This window comes from Nocardia jejuensis NBRC 103114 (assembly GCF_001613145.1).
In the GTDB taxonomy this organism is placed as follows: Bacteria; Actinomycetota; Actinomycetes; order Mycobacteriales; family Mycobacteriaceae; genus Nocardia; species Nocardia jejuensis.
This window is the reverse complement of sequence record NZ_BDBU01000035.1, coordinates 21,388-46,353: the sequence shown is the minus strand read 5'-3', so window position 1 is coordinate 46,353 and position 24,966 is coordinate 21,388. Positions and strand designations below refer to the sequence as shown.

Genomic DNA, 24,966 nt, shown 5'->3' with positions numbered 1-24,966 from the left:
CGGCCGAGTCCGGCCCGTATCGCCTTCGTGCCACGGTCGACTGCGCCTGCCGCCTGTGCACCACTGCCGATTCGAACGAGGCTGACACGAACGGGGCTGGCACGGGTGGGGTCGACTCGGACTGCGCCGAACCGGACGCGGACGGACCGGTCCATCTCGGACCGCGTCCGCATCGACTCTGCGGCCCCGACCGCACCCTGGCGAATCCTGTTCCGCCGCTAGCGCTCCTCATCGGGCGAACCGGAACCGGCCGCGCAGGTCGCGGTGCACCAGCCGCGCGACGGTGCGGCCGCTGGCTCCCGAGACGCCGCCGCCCGGGTGGGTGGAGGCGCCGGTGAGGTAGAGCCCGGGAGCGCCGGGGACTCGCTGGCCCGAGAGCTCGGGCAGCGGACGCCACATGAACATCTGGTCCAGGGACATCTCGACGTGCATGACATTGCCGCCGAGCAGACCCATCTCACGTTCGATGTCCGCGGGGGTCTGCACATGGCGTTGCAGCACGGTGTCGGCGAAACCTGGTGCGTGAGAGTCGACTTCGGCGATGATCCGGTCCGCCTCGGAGTCGGCGTGCTTGTCCCAGGAACTGCCGTCCGCCAACTGGTAGGGATGCCATTGCGACCACAGTGAGAGTTGATGCTCGCCCGCCGGAGCGATGCTCGGGTCCAGCGCGGAGAAGCTCATGGCCAGCACGACGGGCCGGGGCGGAAGGTCCCCGGCGAGTGCGGCCCCGTGTGCCCGGCGCAGTTCGCGACGGTCGCCGACCAGCAGTTGCAGTCCGTGTGCGGACTCGCGGGACTCGGCACCGGGGTACCGGGGGAGCGCACTGGTCGCCGCCCGCACCACCATCCCGATGCCGGGTCCGACCCGGATCCGCCGCCGCCAGTCCGCGAGCGTCGCCGCGTCGAATCCGCCCTGCTCGAGCAGGTCCAGCGTGGTGAGAATGTGACAGCCCGCGATCACCTTGTCCGCGTGCAGGTTCCGGCCGCTCGCGGTGCGCACCTGCCAGCCGTTCCCGGAAGGCGTCAGCGCCACCGCCGCGTCTGCGGGGCTCACCGCGCCCCCGTCCGATCGCAGTCGTGCCACCAGCGCCGCGCTCAACGCCCCGCTGCCGCCGACCGCCCGCCCGGGCGGCAGGGTGTGCATCAGCGCCGCGAACCCGACCATCGGCGCGGAGCCGGGTTCGGACATCGGCGGCCCGGACTGCGCACCCCACCAGGCCAGCGCCGCCTTGAGTCGCTCGCTGTCGAAGTAGCTGTCCAGCAGCGCGTCTCCGGTCTGCAGGAATTCCCGTGAGAGCGCGCTCCCGCCGCCCTGTGCGTCCAGCCCCCAGAACGACCGCAGCAGTTTTCCCGGCGTCGGCCCGCCCGTGAACGCCCGCATGACCCGTGCCGTGCGCGGTCCCCAGATCCGCACGAATCGCCGATACGCGTCGGCGTCGCGCTCGCCGCACGCGGTCGCGATCGACGCGCAGGTCCGATCCAGATCGCGCGAGAACACCAGGGGCGCACCGTCCGTCCCGGGCGGCGCGGGTGCGAAAGCCCAGGGATCGCAGTCGAGGTACCGCAGTCCGAAGCGCCCCAGTTCGAGCTCCTCGATGATCCCGCTGTGCCGGATCATGATGTGCGCCGAGGACCCGCGATCGACCCGATGCCCCGGAAACCGCTCCACCGTGGACACGGCCCCGCCGAGTACGGTGTCGCGCTCGAGCACCTCCACCGCGTGCCCGTCGCGCGCCAGATAGCAGGCCGCGACCAGTGCGTTGTGGCCCGACCCGATGATCACCACGCTCACAGCGGCAGTTTCCGCCCGAGCACCGCGAAGCGCCGCGTGTCGCCGGAGAAGATGAAGTGCCGCACCACATCCCCGAAGCCCTGGCGCCGGTACAGCCGCCAGGCGCGATTGGATTCGCGGTCGACTTCCGGCGTGGACAGCAGCACGTGTCCCTCGGGCCGGTTCTGCAGCAGCCGGGTGAGCAGGATCTCCCCGATGCCGCGGCCCTGCGCACCGGGGTGCACGTGCAGTTCGGTCAGCTCGAAGTAGTCCGTGAGCAGTTCGCGCGCCGCGTGCTCGGGCCATCCGGTGCGGCGCATACCGCTGTACACCTGCTGATGCCACCACTGGTGCGGCGCGCCGCGGTACCCGTACGCGATGGCCACGATGGGTGCGGTGCGCAGGTCCAGGTGGCCGTCGTCGTCGGGCAGCACGGCCGCGACGGACTGCCAGCCGGGCCGGGTGGTGTGCTCGGTCCACATGGGCGCGCGCTGATGTTCGGTGCCGCGGGGGTAGTCCATCGCCGCGACGTACACCGCGAGGGCATCGTGTAGCCGAGCACGCAGGGTCGCGGCCGAGAGGTCGACGACGACGGGTGCGGGGGTGGTGTTACGAGGTACGGCGGTCATCTGGCAGGCGCAGCTCTCGTTGGCGCGGACGGTGGAACCGACGATAGCGCCGATGTCGTGGACCGGAACTTGTCGGTGGGTGTCTCTATATTCGAACTCAATTGAAACCTTCGAATACCTGTTCGATCTTCGTGAGGGCCCAATGGCCTGGTGATCGAGGTATGCGAGTGGGGAGGTGCCCGATGACCGGCAAGAACGAACGCCCGGCCCATACCGGCCGAGCAGGAGAACTACTCCGTCGAGCCGACGGCCTGCTGCGGGATTCCGCGGGGGAGCCCGATCCGGCCGAACGATTCCGTGTCGCCTACCTGGCGGCCCTGCGCGGGGCCGGCGCGATGCTCGCGCTCACCGGCGCGGACCGTGCGCCACGGGCGCGTTCGCGCAATGCCTGGGTGCTGATGCAGCGCACGGCCCCGGAGTTCGTGATGTGGGCGGACTACTTCTCGGCCCAGTCCGAGACGCGCGCGGCGCTGGAGGCGGGTCTGCCCCGCCCGGTCGATGACCGCCGCGCCGACGAGTTCGCTTCCCGGGTAGGAGCATTCCTGCATGACGTGGAAGATCTGCTGGCCGCGGCGGTCCGGCAACGTCCCAGCACAGGGTGGGTTCCGGGAATGCTGGCGTGAGTATCGGCGAGTAGGTGGTCGCACTCTGATCGAACTCGTATCATTGGTGGCAGACAGCCGCCAACGTCGGCTATCCGTCGCCGACCCGGAGGCGAGCCACTACCTAGTGCCGGGGGAGGTACCGTGCCACTCTCCGAGCACGAGCAGCGCATGCTCGAACAAATCGAGAGCGCTCTCTATGCTGAGGATCCCAAGTTCGCCTCGACGGTTCGGGGCGGAAGGCTTCGTTCTGCCACTGGTCGCCGCAGACTCCAAGCGGCGGCCCTGTTCGTCCTCGGCCTGTTCCTATTGGTGGCAGGCATTGCCGCTCCGGTGAAGCCGGGCGGATTTCCGATCATCAGTTTGATCGGGTTCATCGTCATGTTCGGTGCGGGCGTGCTGTTGCTGATCGGTGGCCCCGGGATGAACTCCCAGGGCGCACGCGGCGGCGACACCCAGCCCACCGCGGGAAGCGGACCCGGTGCGAGCCGGGGTCGGCCGCGCAAGCAGGGTGGTTTCTCCGCACGTATGGAGGACCGCTTCCGTCGAAGGTTCGAACAGGACAGTTGATCCGGGCCACCGTGCAGCCGGTCCGTCCGGCGCCGCGCGGCGGAGCGTGAGCGAATAACTGAAACACACACGACACGCCGTGGCGCCACACCGATTCGAGGTGGGGCGCCACGGCGTTTCTCGTGCTCTCAACGCGGCGTGTCGCCGCCCTCCCAGGGTTCCCCACATCACCCCACGCCCTCACCCCACATACGCCCACTTCCGTCGGAAATGGGCGCTATCTGCGGGTTTGCTGGCGGTTGTCGGGTTCGTCCCGACACGAGTCGTGCGTGTCGGGGGAACTGCGCGGAAAGTTCCCCACCACCGCGATAGCTGATGTGACCTGCAAAGTTCGCCAACCGGGGACCGAGATCACCGTCGCTTTCGATTGAAAGTGGGGGAAAGTGGGGTAATGTGGAGCGCGCACTACAGGAGCCGAACGGTCGAGAGGGTGATCCAGTAGGAGGTGTCGGGACTTGTTTCTCGGGACCTATACCCCTCGGTTGGACGACAAAGGGCGACTCACGTTGCCTGCGAAATTTCGGGACGAACTGGCGGGAGGGTTGATGGTCACGAAAGGTCAAGACCACAGCCTTGCTGTCTATCCGAAGGACGAGTTCACCGCGCTGGCGCGGCGAGCCGCGGCCGCGTCCCGGAGCAATCCGCAGGCTCGGGCATTCGTCCGAAATCTTGCGGCCTCCTCCGATGAACAGCGTCCGGACGCTCAGGGCCGGATCATGTTGTCGGCCGAGCACCGCCGCTACGCGAGCCTGTCCAAGGACTGCGTGGTGATCGGTTCGGTCGATTTCCTCGAAATTTGGGACAAGACGGCGTGGGATACCTACCTCGCCGAACATGAGGAGGATTACTCGCAGGCCAGAGACGAGTCGCTGGGCGGAATCTTCTAGCCCCGAGCGAGGCGAGTGCCCTGCGGCCTCTGCCCGACGCGGACCCTGACGTACTTCCCCAACGCCAGGTGCCGTGCTTCGGTCAGAGACCCTGGGGCATTGGCTACCGACGCTGAGTGATGTGGGTGCTCCGAGCACCGGTGTACCACCGCACCGATGTATCAGTAACGCCGCCCGCACATCTCGGCGAGTCCAAATCGCAAGCGACCCATGCGCGAATCAACATCTCGGCATGCGGCTCTGCGAACGAACGTGAGGCAGGATCCGGGAGGTCGAGTTGCACCGAAACAGTGACGGTCCCCGCCATGTTCCGGTTCTGCTCCACCGCGCCGACGAAATCCTCGGTCCCGCACTGCATGCCGATGGCGCGGTGTACCTGGACTGCACGCTCGGGCTCGGTGGTCATGCCGAGCACTTCCTGCGGACCTATCCGAACATCCGGCTGGTCGGGCTGGATCGCGACACCACCGCCCTGAAGCTGGCGGGTGAGCGACTCGAACCGTTCAAGGACCGGATCACCCTGGTGCACACCAGGTATGACGGCATCGCCGACGCTCTGGAAGAGGCCGGGCTGCCGGCGAAGAGCTCGGTCTCCGCGATCCTGATGGATCTCGGCGTGTCCTCCATGCAGCTTGACGAGGCCGATCGTGGTTTCGCCTACTCCATCGACGCGCCGCTGGACATGCGGATGGATCCCAGCACCGGTCCCACCGCCGCCGATGTGCTCAATACCTACAGCCACGGTGAACTGGCCCGGGTGCTGAAGGTCTACGGCGAGGAACGATTCGCGGGCAAGATCGCCGCCGAGGTCGTGCGCCGTCGCCAGCGGACCCCCTTCGTCACCAGCGCGCAGCTGGTGGAACTGCTCTACGACGCCATCCCGGCCGCCACCCGCCGCACCGGTGGGCATCCCGCCAAGCGCAGCTTCCAGGCGCTGCGGGTGGAAGTGAACCGGGAGCTCGAATCGCTCGAGGCGGCATTGCCGGCGGCGTTCGATTCGCTCGTGCCGGGTGGCCGGATCGTGGTCATGAGCTATCAGTCGCTCGAGGATCGCGTGGTGAAGGCCGAGTTCGTGCAGCGGTCGGCCTCCCGCACCCCCATCGACCTGCCCTACGAACTGCCCGGCATGGGACCGGAATTCAAGGTGCTGACCCGCGGCGCGGAGAAGGCGACCGAGCAGGAGATCGAGGAGAATCCGCGTGCCACTCCGGTGCGCATGCGGGCCGCGGAACGCATCGCAGGGGAGGAGAAGCAATGAGGTTCCGGAATCCGGATCGGTACCCGAGTCCCCGTGGGATCGGGGTCGCGCTATGACGATCCAGAAACAGTCGACGGGCCGGGGGGCTCGCCGGGTGCAGGCGGCGGACAAGGTGAAGTCCGGCGCGGCGAAACGCGCCTACGCGCGGCGCCGCAGCCGGGAGGGCGCCACCGATATCCCGGCCATGCTGCGCCGGAGCGCCGACGGCGCGCCGCGCGGCCGAATGTCGTTCGTGGCCACCATCATCGCCCTGCTGGGCTGTGGTCTGGCCGTGACCCTGCTGCTGACCACCCGGGCCACCGAGGACAGCTACAACCTCGGTGATGCGCGCCGGGTCAATCAGCGGCTCTCGGACGAGCGTGACGCGCTGCAGCGCGAGGTCGCGGCCGCGGACTCCGCGCCCGAATTGGCACAGCGCGCAGCCGAACTGGGAATGATCCCGGCCAAGGATCCCGCCCGTCTGGTGATCGGCCCGGACGGTGAGGTGACCGTGGTCGGCAATCCGCTTCCGGCGCAGGGCCTGCCCGCCGCGCCGTTGAACACCACCCCGTCCACCGCGCCCGCGCAGCCGAAGGCGGTGCCGGGTCAGGGTGAGCGCCCGGTCCCGGTGACCACCACGCCGAAACCGCCCACCACCCCGGCACATGCCCCGGAGGCTCCGGCGGTGCAGGCGAACGGAGCGCCTCGATGAGTCCTTCCCGCGCGGCGGGCGGTCGCGACTCCGGTCGGGGCCGGACCGAGTCCGCCCGGGGGCGCGCCGCCTCCGGTCGGAGCCGGTCCGGCGTCGGCCGCGCGAGTTCCGGGCCGGGACGGCAATCGCGGCCGCGGCCCACGCCCGGTCTGGATGCCGGCACTCGCTTCCGCTTCGGCGTCGGCCGTGTGGTCATGCTGGCCGCACTGCTGGTCACGGCCATCCAATTGCTCTGGATCCAAAGCTTTTCCGCGCCGACACTGTCCGCGCAGGCCGCCGATCAGCGCACGGTGAAGCTGCCGGAACTGGCCACTCGCGGGTCGGTCCTGGATCGGTACGGCAATTCGCTGGCCTTCACCATCGCCGCGAAGGAACTGAACTTCCAGCCGATCAAGGTCCGCAAGGATCTGGCCGACGCGCACGAGAAGAAGTCCTCCGCGCCCGAGCCGGACGACCGCTTGCAGGCGATCGCCAAGTACATCCACGAGAAACTCGGCAACGCCGCGCCGGAGAAGGATCTGCTGACCAAGCTGCGCAGCGACGAGCCCTTCGTCTACCTGGCGCGCAATGTGGATCCCCGGGTCGCCGACGACATCAGCCTGAAGTTCCCCGAGGTGGGTTCCGAGCGCAAGGATATGCGCCAGTACCCCGGAGGTTCGCTGGCCGCCAACGTGATCGGCGCGACCGGCTGGGACGGGCACGGTCAGATCGGCCTGGAGTCCTCGATGGATTCGATCCTGGCCGGTTCGGACGGTTCGATGACCTACGACCGCGGCTCGGACGGCGCGGTGATCCCGGGTTCGTGGCGTGATCAGCAGCCGGCCGTGAACGGGTACGGCGTCGAGCTGACCCTGGATCAGGATCTGCAGTACTACGTGCAGCAGCAGGTGCAGCAGGCCAAGGATCTGTCCGGCGCGCAGGCCGCCTCGGCGGTGGTGCTGGACGCGCACACCGGTCAGGTGCTGGCCATGGCCAACGACAAGACCTTCAATCCGCAACTGGGCCCGCAGTATTGGTCCGCCTCGGATCTGGGCAACCCGTCCGTGCAGGAGGTGTACGAGCCGGGTTCGGTGAACAAGATCGTCACCGCGGCCGCCGCCATCGAATACGGCCTCACCACCCCCGACGAGGTGCTGCAGGTTCCCGGCAGCATCTACCTGGGCGGGGTGACCGTGCACGATGCCTGGGAGCACGGCGTCGCCCCGTACACCACGACGGGTGTCTTCGGTAAGTCCTCGAACGTGGGCACGCTGATGCTGGCGCAGCGCATCGGCGAGGATCGCTACTTCGACATGCTCCAGAAGTTCGGCCTCGGCCAGCGCACGGGTGTCGGCCTGCCGGGCGAGAGCTCGGGCGTGCTGCCCTCGCGTGATCAGTGGTCCGGCTCGACCTTCGCGAACCTGCCCATCGGACAGGGTCTTTCGATGACGACCCTGCAGATGACGGCCATGTACCAGGCCGTCGCCAATGACGGTGTGCGGATTCCGCCGCGCATCGTGAAGGCCAAGATCGCCCCGGACGGCACCCGCACCGACGAGGAGCAGCCGGATCCGGTCCGGGTGGTGAGCCCGCAGACCGCGCAGACGCTGCGCGAGATGTTCCAGTCGGTGGTGCAGAAGGATCCGCGCGGCGTGCAGACCGGCACCGGCAGTCCCGCCGCGATCGAGGGCTATCAGGTGGCGGGCAAGACCGGCACCGCACAGCAGATCGACGAGAAATGCCACTGCTATTCGGCCGACCGCTACTGGATCACCTTCGCCGGTATGGCTCCCGCCGACAATCCGCGCTATGTGATCGGCATGATGCTCGACGCGCCGGTCCGCAGCTCCGACGGCAGCGGCGGTGGATCAGTCGCGCCGCTGTTCCACAGCATCGCCTCCTGGGCGTTGCAGCGCGATCGGGTGCCGCCGTCACCGCCCGCGAAACCGCTGATTCTGCAGGCGAGTTAGAGCAGGGATCGAATGAACGTGACACACGCCGCTGTCTGCTCGGATGGCGGCGGGTGACCGAACTGCGCCGTGCCGATCGCCCGCCGATCGAACACAGGTAACCTGACTCGTCGATCCGCGACAGCGCCCCGTAGGCGCGTACCGGATCCTTCGGATCAACCCGCACACGACCACAGTCCTGGAAGGAGCTTCGTGCCCGCGCAGTCGCAGGTACTACGGCCCGCTGTACCGCCGGTGACCACTCTGCGCACGGTGGCCGAGCTGACGGGCGCGACGCCCATTGTCGGTGGGGGCGCGACGCCCACTCTTGGCGCAGCGTTCGAGTCCGTGCAGGTCACCGGCATCGAGCAGCGTTCCGGCGAGATCCAGCCCGGTGACCTGTTCACGGGGTTGGCCGGATCGCATTCGCACGGTGCTCGTTTCGCGCACGACGCGGTGGCCCGCGGCGCGGTCGCGATCTTCACCGATCAGGCCGGAGCGGACCTGATCGGCGAGGTCGAGGTCCCCGTGCTGGTGCACGCCGCGCCGCGGTCGGTGCTCGGCAAGCTGTCCTCGGCCCTGTACGGCGATCCGTCGCGCAAACTGCGCATCATCGGTATCACCGGCACCTCCGGCAAGACCACCACCTCGTATCTGGTGGAGACCGGTCTGGCCGCGGCCGGCTTCCGCACCGCGCTGCTCGGCACCATCGAGACCCGCATCGGCGGCGTCCACGTGCCCTCGGCGCTGACCACCCCCGAGGCCCCGCAGCTGCACGCGCTTTTCGCGGTGATGGTCGAGCAGGGCGTGAACGCTGTGGTCATGGAGGTCTCCAGCCACGCGCTGGCCCTGGGCCGCGTGGACGGCGTGCAATTCGAGGTGGGCGCGTTCACCAACCTGTCGCAGGACCACCTCGACTTCCACAAGGACTTCGAGGACTACTACGCCGCCAAGCGCAGGCTGTTCATTCCCGATCATTCGCCGGCGATCGCCGACAGTGTGTCCGCCGCCGGTGAGATGCGGTCCGCGGACGCCGCGCCGCAGGTCGACGATGCCGCCGCTGGGCACTCCGCCGCCGCGCCACAGCCGTTCACCGCCGCGTACACGGCCGTGATCTGCGTCGACGACGCGTGGGGCCGCCGCTTGCGCGGCGAGATCCTGGCCGACTCCGCGAACGGCTCTCGCTACCTCGCGCCGGACTCCGCGCCCCCTGTTCCGCACGGCCGTCTCATCACCGTGAGCACCTCGCCCGAGCATCGGGCGAGCTGGCTCGCCGGTCCCGCGACCGCGCGCCCCAGCGGCATCCAGGAGTTCACGCTCGAGGAGTTCACCGAGTCCGGCCTCGAGGCGAGTTTCGATGTGCGCCTGCGTCTTCCGGGCAATTACAACGTCGCGAACGCCTCGCTGGCCATCGCCGTGTGCCAGGCCGCGGGCGCGGATCCGGCCGTCGTCGCGGCCGCGCTGGCCGAGGTCGATGTGCCCGGCCGCATGCAGCGCGTGGATCGGGGTCAGGATTTCCTGGCCGTGGTCGACTACGCGCACAAGCCCGCCGCCATCGAATCGGTGGTGGTCACCCTGCGCGCCCTGCTCGCCGAGCAGGGACACGGCAGGCTCGCGGTGGTGGTCGGTGCCGGTGGTGATCGCGATGCCGGCAAGCGCCCCCTGATGGGCGCGGCCGCGGCGCGCGGCGCCGACCTGCTGATCATCACCGACGACAATCCACGCAGTGAGGATCCGGCGGTCATCCGTGCCGCGGTCCGGACCGGAGCCGAGCGGGTTCCGGCGGATCAACGCGGAGAGGTCCGGGAAGTCGGGGACCGGGCAGCCGCGATCGAGGCAGCCGTCGACTGGGCACAACCCGGTGACGTCGTGCTGGTCGCGGGCAAGGGACATGAGACAGGGCAGGAGATTTCAGGCGTGAAGCATCCGTTCGACGACCGCGAGGTGCTCGTCGCAGCTCTGTCGCGAAAGACGAGGGACCTGACGCATTCATGATCGAGATGACTTTGCGGGAGATCGCGGACATCGTGGGCGGCACGCTCCACGACGTCCCCGACCCCGAGGCGAAGGTGACCGGTGCGGTCGAGTTCGATTCGCGCGCAATCGGTTCCGGTGACCTCTTCCTGGCGCTGCCGGGTGAGCGCGTGGACGGCCACACCTTCGCGGAGAAGGCGATCGCGCAGGGCGCGGTAGCGGTGCTGGCGGCGCGGCCGGTCGGCGTCGCCGCCATCGTGGTCGAGCCCCGGCTCGGCAACACCCGCGCCATGGCGCTGGCCCACGACACCGACGGATCCGGTGCGGCGGTGCTGCACGCGCTGGCCAAGCTGGCGCGCGCGGCCGTCGATCGCCTCACCGCGGCCGGTGGCCTGACCGTGGTCGGCGTGACCGGCTCGTCGGGCAAGACCTCCACCAAGGATCTGCTGGCCGCCGTGCTGGCCCCGCTGGGAACGGTGGTGGCCCCGCCCGGTTCGTTCAACAACGAGATCGGCCACCCGTGGACGGCGTTGCGCGCCGACGCGGACACCCGCTTCCTGGTGCTGGAGCTTTCCGCGCGCGGCCCCGGACACATTCGGGCGCTCACCGAGGTCGCCCCGCCCGCCGTCGGCGTCGTGCTCAATGTCGGCACCGCGCATCTGGGCGAGTTCGGCAGTCAGGAAGTCATCGCGCAGACCAAAGGTGAACTGGTGGAAGCGCTTCCGGCCTCCGGGCTGGCGGTGATCAACCTCGACGATCACCTGGTCGCGAAGATGGCCTCGCGCACCCGGGCGCGCGTGGTGACGGTCGGGGTGAACGCGAACGCGGATCTGCGCGCCTCGAACGTGCGGATGGACGAGCAGGCCCGCGCGCGATTCACCATGCACCACAACGGCTCCAGCATCGAGATCCAGCTGGCCGTGCACGGCGAGCACCAGGTCGGCAATGCCCTCTCCGCCGCCGCGGTGGCGCTGGACTGCGGCGCGGATCTGGAGACCGTGGCCGAGGCGCTCGAAGGCGCGACCGCCGTCTCGGCCCGCCGCATGGACGTGCGGACCCGCGCCGACGGCGTGACCGTCGTGAACGACTCCTACAACGCCAACCCCGATTCGGTGCGCGCCGCACTCAAGGCGCTGGTCACCATGTCGCGCGCCGGCGGCACCGACGGCACCGGTCGCGAGATCGATCGCCGTCGCAGCTGGGCCGTGCTCGGCGAAATGGGCGAGCTCGGTGAGGAATCCGTGCTCGAGCACGACCGGATCGGCCGGCTCGTGGTGCGCCTGGATGTGGACCGGCTCATCGTCGTGGGTGCCGGCCGTCCGGTGCGCGCCCTGTTCCAGGGCACCGTGCAGGAAGGTTCCTGGGGTGAAGAGGCAGTGCACGTGCCCGATATCGCCGCGGCCATCGAGCTGCTGGACGAGGAACTGGAACCGGGTGACGTGGTGCTGGTGAAGGCGTCCAAATCGGTCGGACTGTGGGCCGTGGCAGAGCATTTGATCGGCACCGCCGATGAGCATTCGATCAACGCTGATGAGCATGTCGGTGCGGAGCAGGAGGCCGCGCGATGACCCAGATTCTTTTGTCGGCGGCCATCGCGCTCGCTGTATCCATTCTGCTGACGCCCGCGGTGATCAGCTGGTTCGCTCGTCAGGGCTTCGGCCAGGAGATCCGGGTCGACGGCCCGGAGAGCCACAAGGCCAAGCGCGGCACCCCCACCATGGGCGGCGTCGCCATCCTGATCGGCATGTGGGCCGGTTACCTGGGCTCGCACCTGATCAGCATGAGCTACGGCGAGGCCGGACCGTCCGCGTCGGGTCTGCTGGTGATGGGCCTGGCCACCGCGCTGGGCGCGGTCGGCTTCCTGGACGACATGATCAAGCTGCGCAAGCAGCGCAATCTGGGTCTGACCGCCGCGGGCAAGTACATCGGCCAGCTGACCGCCGCCATCGTGTTCGGCGTGCTGGCATTGCAGTTCCGCGGCGCGAACGGGCTCACCCCGGCCAGCGATCACCTGTCCTACACCCGCGATATCGCCACGGTGTCGATGGGCTCGATCATCTTCCTGCTGTTCGTCTCGCTGCTGGTGGTGGCGTGGTCCAACGCGGTGAACCTGACCGACGGCCTGGACGGGCTGGCGGCCGGTTCCATCAGCCTGGTGCTGGGCGCGTACATGATCATCACCTTCTGGCAGTGGCGCAACGCGTGCTCCACCCATCCGGAGGCGGGCTGCTACAACGTGCGCGATCCGCTGGATCTGGCGCTGGTGTGCGCCGCCGGTGGCGCGGCCTGTATCGGCTTCCTGTGGTGGAATGCCGCGCCCGCCAAGATCTTCATGGGCGATACCGGTTCGCTGGCGCTGGGCGGTCTGCTCGCGGGCCTGTCCATCACCACTCGCACCGAGCTGCTCATGGTCGTGCTGGGTGCGCTGTTCGTGGCCGAGGCGGCCTCGGTAGTGTTGCAGGTGGCCGTTTTCCGTACTACGCGCAACCGATTGTTCAAGATGGCGCCGTTCCATCACCACTTCGAATTGAGCGGATGGGCCGAAACCACTGTGATCATACGGTTCTGGCTACTCGCCGGCATGGCGTCGGCGACCGGTCTGGGCCTGTTCTACAGCGAATACCTCTCCGCGGTCGGGTGATCCAATGGAACATTCACAGCATTCCCCCAGGGTTCTGCGTTCTCCCGGACCCATGCTCGAATTCCTGCGCGGCCGTGACGTTCTCGTCGCCGGATGGGGGGTGTCCGGGCGCTCGCTGATCGAGCCGCTGCAGGACATCGGCGCCCGTCCGGTGGTGACCGACGCCGGTCAGAAAGCGCTGGCCGAGGCGGCCGAACTCGGTTTGCCCACAGCCACTTCCGGCGACCTGCTCGAGCACGGCGCGCTCGCACGGTTCGCGCTGGTGATCACCAGCCCGGGCTGGCGGCCGGACTCCCCGGTGCTGGCTTCGGCTGTCACCGAGGGCATTCCGGTGTGGGGCGACGTCGAGTTCGCCTGGTGGGTCGATCAGGCCCGCATCTACGGCCCGGTCCGCAAGTGGCTGGTGGTGACCGGCACCAACGGCAAGACCACCACCACCCAGATGACGCACTCGATTCTGCGCGCCGCCGGGATTCCCAGCGTGGCCTGCGGCAATATCGGCCTGCCGATCCTGGACGCGCTGCGCCGCAGCCCCGGCCCGCAGGTGCTGGCCGTGGAACTCTCGTCGTTCCAACTGCATTGGGCTCCCTCGGTGCGACCCGAGGCGGGCGTGGTGCTCAATGTCGCCGAGGATCACCTGGATTGGCACGGCGGCCTGGACGCCTACGCCGCGGCCAAGGCGCGCGCTCTCACCGGACGGGTCGGCGTCGTCGGCCTGGACGATCAGGTGGCGTCCGCGCTGGCGCGAAAGTCCAAGGCGCGCCGCACCGTCGGCTTCCGCATCGGCGTCCCGGCCGACGGTGAACTCGGCGTGGTGGACGGCAAGCTGCTCGATCGCGCCTTCACCAAAGCCGCCATCCTGGCCGAGGTGGGCGATATCAGCCCGCAGGGTCCGGCCGGAGTGGCCGACGCGCTGGCCGCGGCCGCGCTCACCCGATCCATCGACGTGGCCCCGCAGTTCGTGAAGGAGGGCCTGCAGGAGCACAAGGTCGGCCCGCATCGCGCCGCGTTCGTGCGCGAGCTGGGCGGCGTCGCGTTCGTGGACGACTCCAAGGCCACCAATCCGCATGCCGCGCGCTCGTCGATCCTGGCGCATCCGCAGGTGGTGTGGGTGGCCGGTGGTCAGCTCAAGGGCGCGAGCGTGGAGGATCTGGTGGAGGAGGTGCGCGAGCATCTGGTCGGCGCAGTGCTTTTCGGCGTCGACGCCGCCGTGATCGCCGCCGCACTCGCGCGACACGCCCCGGATGTCCCGGTCGTGGAGCTCGGTTCGGGGGACGATGCAGTGATGGGTGTTCCCGTCACCGGCACCGAGCCCGACGCGGTGATGGCTCGGGCGGTGCATGTGGCCGCCGGTTTCGCTCAGCGTGGTGACACCGTGCTGCTGGCTCCGGCCGCGGCTTCGCTGGACATGTTCGCCGACTACACCCACCGCGGCCGGAGTTTCGCGGCGGCGGTACAGGCCCTGGACGAGAAGGACATCGGGAGATCGGAATGACGGTGCCGACGCGACGGGTCCGGACCGGATGGTTCGGAGCATGGCTCGCCCGCCCGCTCGCGTCGTTCCACCTCGTGGTCGCCATCGCCGTACTGCTGACCGTCCTGGGACTGGTGATGGTGCTCTCGGCCTCCAGCGTGGAGTCCTATGCCGTCGGCAAATCCGCGTATTCGCTGTTCATTCAGCAGGCGGTGCTGGCGGGGTTCGGCGCGGTGCTCTTCTATATCGCGCTGCGGATTCCGATGCGGGTGATGCGGCAGCTGTCGTTCCCGGTCTTCGTGGTCTCGCTGATCCTGTTGGTACTGGTGCTGATTCCCGGTATCGGCACCAAGGTGCAGGGTTCGCGCCGCTGGTTCGACCTGGGCGTGGTCTCGGTGCAGCCGTCCGAGATCGCCAAGGTGACCCTGGTGGTGTGGGGCGCGCACCTGCTGGCCTCGCGCCAGTCGGAGAAGGCCGGGTACAAGGACATCCTGATGCCGCTGGTCCCGGTGGGCCTGCTGGTGTGCGCGCTGGTCATCCTCGAGCCCAACCTGTCCACCACCATCGCACTGGGCATCGTGCTGACCTCGCTGCTGTGGTTCGGTGGGCTGCCGCTGCGCATGTTCGTCACCATCGCGGTGTCCGGCGGTGTGGCGGCGGGAATCCTGGCGCTGTCCGCGGGCTATCGCTCGGACCGCATGCGCGCCTTCTTCAGCCCCGGTGACGATCCCCAGGGCGTCGGGTATCAGGCGCGCCAGGCGCTGTACTCGCTTGCGGACGGCGGTATCTGGGGACGCGGACTGGGGCAGTCCAGAGCCAAGTGGAGTTATCTTCCCAACGCGCACAACGACTTCATCTTCGCCATCATCGGCGAGGAGCTCGGATTCCTCGGATGTGCGCTGGTGCTGGGGCTTTTCGCGCTGTTCGTCTACACCGGCCTGCGGATCGCGACCCGCTCGGTGGATCCGTTCCTGCGCCTGCTGACCGGCTCGGCCACCACCTGGATCACCGGTCAGGCGCTGATCAACGTCGGCTACGTGGTGGGCCTGCTGCCGGTGACCGGTCTGCAGCTGCCGCTGGTGTCCGCGGGTGGTTCCTCGCTCGCGATCACCCTGTTCATGTTCGGCATCATCGCCAATGCCGCCCGGCACGAGCCCGAGGCGGTGGCGGCCCTGCATGCCGGGCAGGACGGCCGCTTCAGCCGGATGCTGCGGCTGCCGAAACCCGAGATGTATTCCCCCGCACGGGCGCACGCCGCCCGTGCCAGGGCCAAAGCGAAGGCGAAAGCCAAACCCAAGCCCAAGCCGAAGGCCGGTGCGATGGGAGCGGGACAGAAACGCCGTGCCCTGCCGCCCTCGGATCCGGGCCGCGGCGGCGGTTCGCGCCGTGCGGTCGATTCCGATTCGGCTCGGCGCGCGCCCACCAGCCGCTCCACCGAATCGTGGCGCAGCACCCGGGCATGGGAGCCCAGCTACCCGGCCAAGCAGATGAAGCATTCGAGAGAACGGGGTAATTCGAGGTGACTGTGGAGCGACAGCTCTCGGTGATCATGGCGGGCGGTGGCCCTGGCCATATCGAGCCGGCCATGGCCGTGACACAGGAACTCGACGCGCGGACCGTTGTCGGCGCGAATGGTGGCAGAATTGCTGCGGACGCGGAGCTGACTCCGAAAATTGTGATCGACGAGGTGATACCGCTGCTCATGGATGCTGACATCGTGTCTCGAACGGGTCGTGCGGTAGCGGGTGCGAAGCACCGTGGCGCTGCTGCGAAGCACCGTGGCGCTGCCGAGGTGGTGGCGCGAATCGTGCCGGAGGTGGCGAGCCGATGACCGACGCAGCGGACACCGAGCTGGGAACCGACAACGCGGTGGACACGGAAAACCCTGTGGCCGTTGGTGACCCGGGCAACCCGGCACAGCAGACCGACCTGCCCGAATCGCTCCAGCGCGTGCACATGATCGGCATCGGCGGCGCCGGTATGTCCGGCATCGCGCGCATCCTGCTCTCACGCGGTGGCATGGTCTCGGGTTCGGACGCCAAGGAGAGTCGCGGCGTGCTGGCCCTGCGCGCGCGCGGCGCGCAGGTGCGCATCGGTCACGACGCCGGCGCGCTGGACCTGCTGCCGGGCGGCCCGACCGCCGTGGTCACCACCTACGCGGCCATCCCCAAGACCAATCCGGAACTGGTGGCGGCGCACGAGCGCGGCATCCCGGTGCTGATGCGTCCCGGCGTGCTGGCCTCGCTCATGCAGGGCCACAAGACCCTGCTGGTGTCGGGCACGCACGGTAAGACCTCCACCACCTCCATGCTCGTGGTGGCGTTGCAGCACTGCGGGTTCGACCCGTCCTTCGCGGTCGGCGGTGAGCTGAACGAGTCGGGCACCAATGCCCATCACGGCACCGGCGGTGTCTTCGTGGCCGAGGCCGACGAGAGCGACGGCTCGCTGCTGCAGTACGCGCCGGACGTCGCGGTGGTCACCAATATCGAATCCGATCACCTGGACTACTTCGGCACCGACGAGGCGTACACCCAGGTCTTCGACGACTTCGTGGATCGTCTGCAGCCCGGCGGCCGCCTGGTGGTGTGCCTGGACGATCCGGGTTCACGCGGGCTGGCCGAGCGCTCGGTGGCCCGGCTCTCGGACGATCCGCGCGGCATCGAGGTGATCGGCTACGGCTCGAGCGAGTCCGCAACGCCGGGCGTCACTTTCGGGGCCCGGATGGAGTCCTGGGAGCCGCGTGACGTCGGCGGCGTCGCGGTGTTCCAGCTCTCTGACGAACCGGCTCCGCGCACCCTGCGCCTGTCGGTTCCCGGCCGGCACATGGCCCTGAACGCGCTGGGCGCGCTGCTGGCGGCCCGCGCCGCCGGTGCGGATATGGGCGAGATCATCCAGGGGCTCGAGGGTTTCGGCGGCGTCCACCGCCGCTTCCAGCTCACCGGCCGCGAGAACGGCGTGCGCGTCTTCGACGACTACGCCCACCATCCGACCGAGGTGCGCGCGGTGCTCAGTGCCGCCGCGGAACTGGTCGCCCAGGAGGCCCGTGACGGGGCGCGTTCACGCCCGGGCCGGGTGCTGGTGGTCTTCCAGCCGCATTTGTACAGTCGCACGGCCACTTTCGCGACCGAGTTCGGCATCGCGCTCTCGCTCGCGGACGAGGTCGTGGTGCTGGACGTGTTCGGCGCGCGCGAGGAACCGCTGCCCGGTGTGAACGGTGCGCTGGTGGCCAACTCGGTCACCAAACCCGTGCACTACCAACCCGATATGTCGAAGGTGGGCCGTCAGGTGGCCTCGCTCGCACGACCCGGCGACGTGGTGATCACCATGGGCGCCGGCGACGTGACCATGCTCGGCAGCCAGATTCTCGACGGGCTGCGGGCACGACCCTCACACGGGCGGTGAGCGAGGGTGAGCCGGGGCGGGGGAGCGGACGACGGGCATGATCCGCGGGAGTGGATCGAGGAGGACGGTCTCGATCAGGACGCCGGTCTTGATAGGGACACCGGTCTCGACGAGGACACCGAGCCACCGGAATCGGCGGCCGCGCGGCGGGCCCGGCTGGCGCGTCTGCGCCGCGGCCGCCGCGCCGGGAAGCAATCGCGCCTGAGCGATGCCTGGCGCTCTCCGCGCGTGCGCATCGGCGGCGCGGTGGCCCTGGTCCTCGTGCTCGCTCTGGGCCTGGTGGCCTACTTCTCACCGATCCTGTCGGTCCGCACGGTGCGTATCGACGGTCTGGTCGCGGTCCCGGAGTCCGACGTGCTGGCGGCTCTCGATGTGCCCGAGGGCCTGTCGATGATGCGCATGGACACCACCGCCATGGCCGAGCACGTGGCCCAGCTGCCGAAGGTCAGATCCGCGCGCGTGCAACGGGTCTTCCCGTCGAGTGTGCGTGTCACGGTGGACGAGCGCGTCGCCGTGCTGTATTTCGATTCCCCCGAGGGCCCGCATCTACTCGATTCCGACAGCGTCGAATTCGCGATCGAGCCGCCGCCGCCCGGCGCGGCGAAATTGGTGACCGAGCATCCCGGCGGCGCGGATCCGCTGACTCGCGCGGCGGTGGCCGTGATGGCCGCCGTACCTCTCGGTCTGCGCGATCAGGTGGGAGAGGTTGTGGCCCGCTCGGTTTCGGATATAGCCCTCGAGTTGCGGAACGGCAGTACTGTGCTGTGGGGAGGAACGAATGACGCCCAGCGCAAAGCAGCGGTGGTTCTGCCCCTGCTCACCCAGCCCGGCAAGGTGTTCGACATTTCTAGTCCGAATCTCGTCACGGTAAAGTGAGCGATACCCATTGGGCCACCGAAATTTTCGGCGGCTTGCCGGAATGTCACCGTCGGCGCCACCGTGGACTTCACGATTGGCGCCGGAGGGCAACCGTCCACGATACGATGCCCAGGTGGGTCGGACGAGGTGAATCACGCAAGATTCTGCCACTCGTTTCGGCGCGCCTGCGCCCGCAACGCGGTGGCTGCGAATACCGTTCCGCACCAGTCGGATACTTGACATAACGCTGAAGCTATGGTTGAGGGTTTATCGTCCCGAGACCAAAGGACCGGCGCGGACAAGCATTCGAAGACGCTGAAGCTGTTTTGGATCAAAGGAAGGCGAGAGCCCATGACGCCCCCGCACAACTACCTTGCGGTGATCAAGGTCGTCGGTATCGGCGGCGGCGGCGTGAATGCCGTCAACCGAATGATCGAACAGGGACTCAAGGGAGTCGAGTTCATCGCGGTCAATACCGACGCGCAGGCTCTGCTGATGAGTGATGCCGACGTCAAGCTCGACGTCGGCCGTGAACTGACCCGTGGCCTCGGCGCGGGCGCCGATCCCGAGGTCGGCCGCAAGGCCGCCGAGGACCACAAGGACGAGATCGAAGAGGTGCTCAAGGGCGCCGACATGGTCTTCGTCACCGCGGGCGAGGGTGGTGGCACCGGTACCGGTGGCGCGCCGGTCGTCGCCCAGATCGCCCGCAAGCTCGGCGCGCTCACCATCGGTGTCGTCACCCGGCCGTTCTCCTTCGAGGGCAAGCGCCGCAGCGGCCAGGCCGAAGCCGGCATCCAGGCGCTGCGCGAATCCTGCGACACCCTGATCGTCATCCCCAACGACCGGCTGCTGCAGCTCGGCGACGCCGCGGTCAGCCTCATGGACGCCTTCCGTTCGGCGGATGAGGTGCTGCTCAACGGTGTTCAGGGCATCACCGACCTGATCACCACCCCCGGCCTGATCAACGTCGACTTCGCGGACGTCAAGTCCGTCATGTCCGGCGCGGGATCGGCGCTCATGGGCATCGGGTCGGCCAGGGGAGAGGGCCGGTCGGTGAAAGCCGCCGAATCCGCGATCAATTCGCCGCTGCTGGAAGCGTCCATGGACGGCGCGCACGGCGTGCTGCTCTCGATCGCGGGCGGGTCGGACCTCGGCCTGTTCGAGATCAACGAGGCGGCCTCGCTGGTGCAGGAGGCCGCGCACATCGAGGCCAACATCATCTTCGGAACGGTCATCGACGATTCTCTCGGCGACGAGGTGAGAGTCACTGTGATCGCCGCGGGTTTTGACGGGAGCGGTCCCGCCCGTCGTGTCGAACCTGCCGTAGGCCGCACCGGCACATCCACATTCGGCACGGCTCGTGCGACCGCCGGCGAGGTCGGTCGCACCAATGAATACACCACCGCACGCACCCCGGACCCGGTCCCGCCGCGTCCGGTCGAGCCCGCCCCGGCTCCGGCTCCGGTCGCGCAGACCCCGCCGCCCTCCTCGGGTCGCGGCCCGGCTCCCTCCTACGAGCCCCAGCGCCCGGCCCCGGTCGACCCCACGGTCGCCCACAACAACCGCAGCCACATCCAGCCGCCCGACGGCGACGACGACGATGTCGACGTGCCGTCCTTCATGCAGCGCCGGTAACCGCCGGTAGTTCCGGCGACCGACACCAGCCCCGCCCGGCCCCAGATCCCAGGGAGCCGGGCGGGGCTGTGTTTGTCGGCCGGTGCTGGCTGACTGGTCTGATGCGGTGCTGGTGGTGCTGGTTGGTGTGACGTGATGTCGGCAGTGCGGTGGTGATGTCCGGTGGGTGGTGACGTGACAAACCTCGCGCCCGCAGACCGTGAGACGCGCTGTGCCGCCCAGTTTTCGGCCGATATCACCGCTCACCATCGTCAGCCCAGCCCCGCGGTTGCCAGGTATTGCCCAGTACCCTCGGGGATATGACTTCTGCGCCTCAGATCTTCCGGACCAGACGGGTCGTGACCTCGCGCGCGGGCGGCTACTCGCAGGCCCCCTACGACTCGTTCAACCTCGGTGATCACGTCGGCGACGATCCGGAGGCCGTGCGCCGCAATCGTGTTCGGCTCGCCGAGAACATCGGCCTCGCGCCGGACCATCTGGTCTGGATGGAGCAGATCCACGGCCGCAATGTCGAGATCGTGGACGGCCCGCGCGCCGAGCCGGTGCCCGCCACCGATGCGCTGGTCACCACGCGCCGCGATCTGGCCCTGGTCGTGCTGAGCGCGGACTGCGTGCCGATCCTGCTGTCCGACGACGAGGCCGGTGTGATCGCGGCCGTGCACGCGGGCCGGATCGGCGCGCGCATCGGCATCGTGCCGAAGGTGCTCGAGGCCATGGCGTCCCTCGGCGCGCGACCCGAGCGGATCGGCGCCTTCCTGGGACCGGCGGCCAGCGGTCGTCAGTACGAGGTGCCCGCCGCCATGCGCGCCGATGTCGAGGCGCATCTGCCGGGCAGCGCGACCACCACCGTCCGGGGCACCCCGGGCCTGGATCTGCGCGCGGGCATCCGCAGACAGCTCGAGGCGGCCGGCGTCCCGGCCGTCGCGATGGACCCGCGCTGCACCATCGAGGACAAATCCCTGTTCAGCCACCGCCGTGGCGCGCCGACCGGCAGACTCGCCGGTGTGATTTGGATGTCATCCGAGGGGATCGCAGAATGACCGAAAGTTCTGCCGCCACAAGCCGTTCCGATGCGGCGCAGGTCACCCGATCGCAGGAGCGCACCGCGCAGCTCACCGCGGCCCTGACCGCGCTGACCGAACGTATCGACGCAGCGTGTCGCGCTGCCGACCGCGCGCCGGGGTCGGTCCGGCTGCTGCCCGTCACCAAGTTCCACCCGGCTTCGGATATCGAGATCCTCTATGAGCTGGGCTGTCGTGAGTTCGGCGAATCGCGTGAACAGGAGGCCGCGGGCAAAGTGGCTCAACTGGGACATCTGTCTCGAGTGCGCTGGGAGTTTATCGGCCGGCTCCAGCGAAACAAGGCGAAATCCGTTGCCACCTGGGCAAACACGGTCTATTCGGTGGACAGCGAACGGCTGGCCACCGCATTGGACTCCGGGGTCCGCGCGGCATTGGACTCCGGTGACCGCGAGACGCCGCTGCGGGTCCTTATCCAAGTGAGTCTGGACGAGGATCCGACTCGCGGAGGGGTGGGTGACGAGTCACTTCTCGCCCTCGCGGAACAGGTCGAAAAGTCCGAATCGTTGCAGTTGGCGGGCCTGATGGCGATCCCGCCGATGGACGTGGAACCGGACATTGCGTTCGCGCGGCTCGCCCGGATCCATTCCTCTCTTTTATCGGAACATCCCAAGGCCAGAGAGCTGTCCGCGGGTATGTCGGGCGACTTGGAGGCCGCAGTTCGCCACGGATCGACATGCGTGCGTGTCGGAACCGCTTTGATGGGCGCTCGACCGATAACCTCGGCGTAGCAAAGAAACCTCATCAGTCACATATGAAACATATGCTTGGTGGCGGACGAGGAACTGAGCAGGACAACACCCCAGGCCAACCGGGGCCGAAGGAAGGTCGACCAGATGAGCACGCTGCACAAGTTCAAGGCGTACTTCGGGATGGTTCCGCTCGAGGATTACGAAGACGACTACGTCGACGACCGCGGGGCTACCCGGAGTGCTGTCGACGAACGTGCCCAGCGACGCCCTCGGCCCTACCCGGAGCGCGAGTACGACCGCGGCGATCGCTACGGCGACGAGCGGTACGACGATGAGCCGGCCTACGGCGAACCGGCGTACAAGGCCCCGTACAAGCCCGCCTACGGCACCGCGCGCCGCGATGACTACGTGGACGAGTACGCCGACGAGCGGGAGCGCGAGCGCGACCGCTACGAGGCGCCGCGTCGGCCCACCCGCATCGAGACCGCACCCTCGAGCCGCACCCGGACCATGCCCGGCGGCGGTGTCGGCGGTGGCTCCATGGTCCGCGGCACCACGCGTGGCGCGCTCGCGGTGGACACCGAGGCCGAGCGTCGCATGGAAGAGCTGCGTATGGAGGAGCGCCGGGTCGAACCTCCGGTCCCTCGCCGTTCGCAGATCTTCGAGGACGGAGGCACCTTGTCCAAGATCACGACACTGCGTCCGCGCACCTATGCCGAGGCCGCCATCATCGGAGAACGCTTCCGCGACGGCACCCCGGTGATCATGGATCTGGTCGAGATGAGCAACGCCGACGCGCGCCGCCTCGTCGACTTCGCCGCGGGACTCGCGTTCGCGCTGCGTGGTTCGTTCGACAAGGTCGCGACGAAGGTGTTCCTGCTCTCGCCGGCCGATGTCGACGTATCAGCCGACGAGCGCCGCCGCCTGGCCGAGAACGGCTTCTACAACCAGAAGTAACGAGCATCGGATGTAAAGGGCCGCAGACTGTTCCGCGGCCTGCAACGGGGGTTGCGCCGGTCGCTGCGCCCATCCCGCTCGAGCGGGCCGAACCGGCCCCGGAGCACGCGGATGGGGTCGTGTGCGGCTTCCGGCAGGGGGCGTCTTGCAAGATCGGGTACCACCGGCGGCACCACACATTTTGCAAGCCATCGAATCTGAGGCAGAGTGAACGACGTGGCCTTGTTCCAGGTGTTGAACCTACTGCTGTTCCTCTTCTGGCTGCTGCTGATCAGCCGCGTCATCGTCGAGTTCATCCGCAGCTTCGCGCGTGACTGGCGTCCCACCGGCTTCGTCGTGATCGTCCTGGAGCTCGTCTTCACGATCACCGACCCGCCGGTGAAACTTCTGAGGCGTTTGATACCCCCCGTGAATCTTGGGGGAATTCGACTCGATCTGTCGATTATGGTGCTGCTGTTTATCGTGTTCATCCTCATGACGATCACGGGCTCGCTCGGGCAACAGGTAGCTCAGGTGTGACAGAATGGGCTGAAAGAAAGCTCGCCCAGATCTACCGCTAGATCTCCATACGAAGCGTGAAGGGATCGTTCCATGCCGCTGACCCCAGCCGATGTGCACAACGTCGCGTTCAGCAAACCACCGATCGGGAAACGCGGCTACAACGAGGACGAAGTCGACGCCTTCCTCGATCTGGTCGAGCAGGAGCTCTCCCGCCTCATCGAAGAGAACGCCGATCTTCGCCAGCGTGTTGCCGAGCTGGACGCGGAACTGGCCGACGCCAAGAAGAACCGTGGTCCGGTCCAGGCCGTGAAGGCGCCGCCGATGCCGGAGCCCGTCAAGGCGGCTCCGCCCGCGCCGGCCCCGATGCCCGCTCCCGTCCCGGTCGCCCCCGTCAAGGCCGAGGCTCCCAGCGCGGATGCGAATCTGCAGGCCGCCAAGGTGCTCTCGCTCGCGCAGGAGATGGCGGACCGCCTCACCTCCGATGCCAAGACCGAAGCCGAGCAGCTGCTGGCCAATGCTAGAGCCAACTCGGAGCGACTGGTCGGCGACGCGCGGACGCGTTCCGAAGCGATGATCGCCGATTCCCGCCAGAAGGCCGAAGCCATGCTGTCGGACGCGCAGAACCGTTCGGATTCGCAGCTGCGCCAGGCCAAGGAGAAGGCCGACGCCCTGCAGGCGGACGCCGAGCGCAAGCACACCGAGATCATGGCCACCATCACCCAGCAGCGCAGTGTGCTGGAGAGCCGGATCGAGCAGCTCAAGACGTTCGAGCGCGAATACCGCGTCCGGCTCAAGTCCTACCTGGAATCGCAGCTGGAGGAGCTGGAGAACCGTGGTTCCGCGGTCCCCGTCGATGGCGGCGAGTTCGGCGAGGGTGCCCAGGGCAACGGCGCACTTCTCAAGGGCGGCAAGTAAACTCGTTACTACGGCCCCTGGGGCTGCGTTGCCCGGGAATGAGACCTCCGGGAGCACGGCGCAGCACCGCCACCGTTCACTCGGCACGAGGGAGTGGTGCTCATGCTCGTGGTAACGCTCGTACTCGCGGCAGTCGGCTTCGGCCTGCTGGTGACAGCACTGACCACCGGTTCGGTGATCTGGGCGTGGGGTTGCATCATCGTGTGCGTCGCAGGCGCGGTGTTGCTCCTCGTCAGTGCGTTGTCGCTCCGGCAGGACGATGACAGCGAGACACAGCAATCCCATCTGGGTGGGCGGCACGCCAAGCACTAGCGGTGCTGAGCGGCGGGGGTAGTCGGGGTCCAGGGAATATCCCCTGGACCGCGCGGTTAGAATCGAAAACACACCAGCAACCACACATCAGCATCACGGCGTCGATCCGGCCATCACCGGGGAGCTTTCGGAAGAACAGCGCGTGCTCGTCGAGCCACCGCCCAGTAGAACCGAACGGTGGAGCCCGTCAC

General features: G+C 68.3%; 23 protein-coding genes. 21 read left to right on the top strand and 2 right to left on the bottom strand.

Going from position 1 to position 24,966, the window contains the following annotated elements:
* Window positions 1-228 precede the first annotated feature (228 nt).
* Together NJ1_RS26535 and NJ1_RS26530 are read right to left on the bottom strand one after the other, a co-directional pair.
* The gene (locus NJ1_RS26535; protein WP_067699177.1) at window positions 229-1,791 is read right to left on the bottom strand and encodes a phytoene desaturase family protein; all 1,563 of its coding nucleotides are present in this window, start codon (window positions 1,789-1,791) and stop codon (window positions 229-231) included.
* Window positions 1,788-2,399 (bottom strand): GNAT family N-acetyltransferase, encoded by a 612-nt coding sequence (locus tag NJ1_RS26530; RefSeq protein WP_067699174.1) that lies wholly within the window; start codon window positions 2,397-2,399, stop codon window positions 1,788-1,790. Before NJ1_RS26530 ends, NJ1_RS26535 begins: the two co-directional genes overlap by 4 nt.
* A gap of 182 nt (window positions 2,400-2,581) precedes the next feature.
* Here NJ1_RS26530 and NJ1_RS26525 point away from each other — a divergent pair, with 182 nt between their 5' ends.
* The 21 genes from NJ1_RS26525 to NJ1_RS26425 all read left to right on the top strand — a co-directional run bounded on the left by NJ1_RS26525 (window position 2,582) and on the right by NJ1_RS26425 (window position 24,775).
* Complete coding sequence (locus tag NJ1_RS26525; protein ID WP_067699172.1) at window positions 2,582-3,022, top strand: SAV_6107 family HEPN domain-containing protein; 441 nt, start codon at window positions 2,582-2,584, stop codon at window positions 3,020-3,022.
* A gap of 123 nt (window positions 3,023-3,145) precedes the next feature.
* Window positions 3,146-3,571, top strand: coding sequence for an SCO2097 family morphological protein (locus tag NJ1_RS26520; RefSeq protein WP_067699170.1), 426 nt, complete (start codon window positions 3,146-3,148; stop codon window positions 3,569-3,571).
* 455 nt (window positions 3,572-4,026) lie between these two features.
* Window positions 4,027-4,458, top strand: a complete 432-nt coding sequence (gene mraZ, locus NJ1_RS26515; protein WP_067699168.1) for a division/cell wall cluster transcriptional repressor MraZ — start codon at window positions 4,027-4,029, stop codon at window positions 4,456-4,458.
* A gap of 277 nt (window positions 4,459-4,735) precedes the next feature.
* Window positions 4,736-5,716 carry a 16S rRNA (cytosine(1402)-N(4))-methyltransferase RsmH gene (rsmH, locus tag NJ1_RS26510; RefSeq protein ID WP_067699166.1) on the top strand — a complete coding sequence of 327 codons (981 nt, stop codon included), beginning with the start codon at window positions 4,736-4,738 and terminating at the stop codon, window positions 5,714-5,716.
* Between the two features lie 52 nt (window positions 5,717-5,768).
* Window positions 5,769-6,407: a cell division protein FtsL gene (gene ftsL, locus NJ1_RS26505; protein WP_067699164.1), complete on the top strand. Its 639-nt coding sequence runs from the start codon at window positions 5,769-5,771 to the stop codon at window positions 6,405-6,407.
* Window positions 6,404-8,356 carry a peptidoglycan D,D-transpeptidase FtsI family protein gene (locus tag NJ1_RS26500; protein ID WP_084478880.1) on the top strand — a complete coding sequence of 651 codons (1,953 nt, stop codon included), beginning with the start codon at window positions 6,404-6,406 and terminating at the stop codon, window positions 8,354-8,356. Before ftsL ends, NJ1_RS26500 begins: the two co-directional genes overlap by 4 nt.
* Before the next feature lie 192 nt (window positions 8,357-8,548).
* Entirely contained in the window at window positions 8,549-10,330 is a 1,782-nt protein-coding gene (locus NJ1_RS38400; RefSeq protein WP_084478878.1) for a UDP-N-acetylmuramoyl-L-alanyl-D-glutamate--2,6-diaminopimelate ligase, read from the top strand.
* Complete coding sequence (locus tag NJ1_RS26490) at window positions 10,327-11,877, top strand: UDP-N-acetylmuramoyl-tripeptide--D-alanyl-D-alanine ligase (RefSeq protein ID WP_067699160.1); 1,551 nt, start codon at window positions 10,327-10,329, stop codon at window positions 11,875-11,877. Before NJ1_RS38400 ends, NJ1_RS26490 begins: the two co-directional genes overlap by 4 nt.
* On the top strand, window positions 11,874-12,950 hold the full coding sequence (mraY, locus tag NJ1_RS26485) for a phospho-N-acetylmuramoyl-pentapeptide-transferase (RefSeq protein ID WP_067699158.1): 1,077 nt from the start codon (window positions 11,874-11,876) through the stop codon (window positions 12,948-12,950). Before NJ1_RS26490 ends, mraY begins: the two co-directional genes overlap by 4 nt.
* Before the next feature lie 52 nt (window positions 12,951-13,002).
* Window positions 13,003-14,445, top strand: coding sequence for a UDP-N-acetylmuramoyl-L-alanine--D-glutamate ligase (murD, locus tag NJ1_RS26480; protein ID WP_067699156.1), 1,443 nt, complete (start codon window positions 13,003-13,005; stop codon window positions 14,443-14,445).
* Entirely contained in the window at window positions 14,442-15,947 is a 1,506-nt protein-coding gene (ftsW, locus tag NJ1_RS26475; protein ID WP_067699154.1) for a putative lipid II flippase FtsW, read from the top strand. Before murD ends, ftsW begins: the two co-directional genes overlap by 4 nt.
* A gap of 2 nt (window positions 15,948-15,949) precedes the next feature.
* Window positions 15,950-16,255 carry a hypothetical protein gene (locus NJ1_RS26470; RefSeq protein WP_067699152.1) on the top strand — a complete coding sequence of 102 codons (306 nt, stop codon included), beginning with the start codon at window positions 15,950-15,952 and terminating at the stop codon, window positions 16,253-16,255.
* Window positions 16,256-16,380: 125 nt separating this feature from the next.
* Window positions 16,381-17,826 (top strand): UDP-N-acetylmuramate--L-alanine ligase, encoded by a 1,446-nt coding sequence (gene murC, locus NJ1_RS26465; protein WP_067699350.1) that lies wholly within the window; start codon window positions 16,381-16,383, stop codon window positions 17,824-17,826.
* Between the two features lie 6 nt (window positions 17,827-17,832).
* A complete protein-coding gene (locus NJ1_RS26460) occupies window positions 17,833-18,702 on the top strand; it encodes a cell division protein FtsQ/DivIB (RefSeq protein WP_339381104.1) in 870 nt (289 codons plus the stop codon).
* A gap of 333 nt (window positions 18,703-19,035) precedes the next feature.
* The gene (gene ftsZ / locus NJ1_RS26455) at window positions 19,036-20,319 is read left to right on the top strand and encodes a cell division protein FtsZ (protein WP_067699150.1); all 1,284 of its coding nucleotides are present in this window, start codon (window positions 19,036-19,038) and stop codon (window positions 20,317-20,319) included.
* 299 nt (window positions 20,320-20,618) lie between these two features.
* The gene (gene pgeF, locus NJ1_RS26450) at window positions 20,619-21,359 is read left to right on the top strand and encodes a peptidoglycan editing factor PgeF (RefSeq protein ID WP_067699148.1); all 741 of its coding nucleotides are present in this window, start codon (window positions 20,619-20,621) and stop codon (window positions 21,357-21,359) included.
* Window positions 21,356-22,129, top strand: a complete 774-nt coding sequence (locus NJ1_RS26445) for a YggS family pyridoxal phosphate-dependent enzyme (protein WP_084478875.1) — start codon at window positions 21,356-21,358, stop codon at window positions 22,127-22,129. The genes pgeF and NJ1_RS26445 overlap by 4 nt, the downstream gene beginning before the upstream one ends.
* A 105-nt stretch (window positions 22,130-22,234) precedes the next feature.
* Window positions 22,235-23,047 carry a cell division protein SepF gene (locus tag NJ1_RS26440; RefSeq protein WP_067699146.1) on the top strand — a complete coding sequence of 271 codons (813 nt, stop codon included), beginning with the start codon at window positions 22,235-22,237 and terminating at the stop codon, window positions 23,045-23,047.
* 216 nt (window positions 23,048-23,263) lie between these two features.
* The gene (locus NJ1_RS26435; RefSeq protein ID WP_067699344.1) at window positions 23,264-23,566 is read left to right on the top strand and encodes a YggT family protein; all 303 of its coding nucleotides are present in this window, start codon (window positions 23,264-23,266) and stop codon (window positions 23,564-23,566) included.
* A gap of 72 nt (window positions 23,567-23,638) precedes the next feature.
* Entirely contained in the window at window positions 23,639-24,463 is an 825-nt protein-coding gene (gene wag31, locus NJ1_RS26430; RefSeq protein ID WP_067699144.1) for a DivIVA-like cell division protein Wag31, read from the top strand.
* A 102-nt stretch (window positions 24,464-24,565) separates the two neighbouring features.
* Window positions 24,566-24,775, top strand: a complete 210-nt coding sequence (locus NJ1_RS26425; protein WP_067699342.1) for a hypothetical protein — start codon at window positions 24,566-24,568, stop codon at window positions 24,773-24,775.
* Window positions 24,776-24,966: the final 191 nt, after the last annotated feature.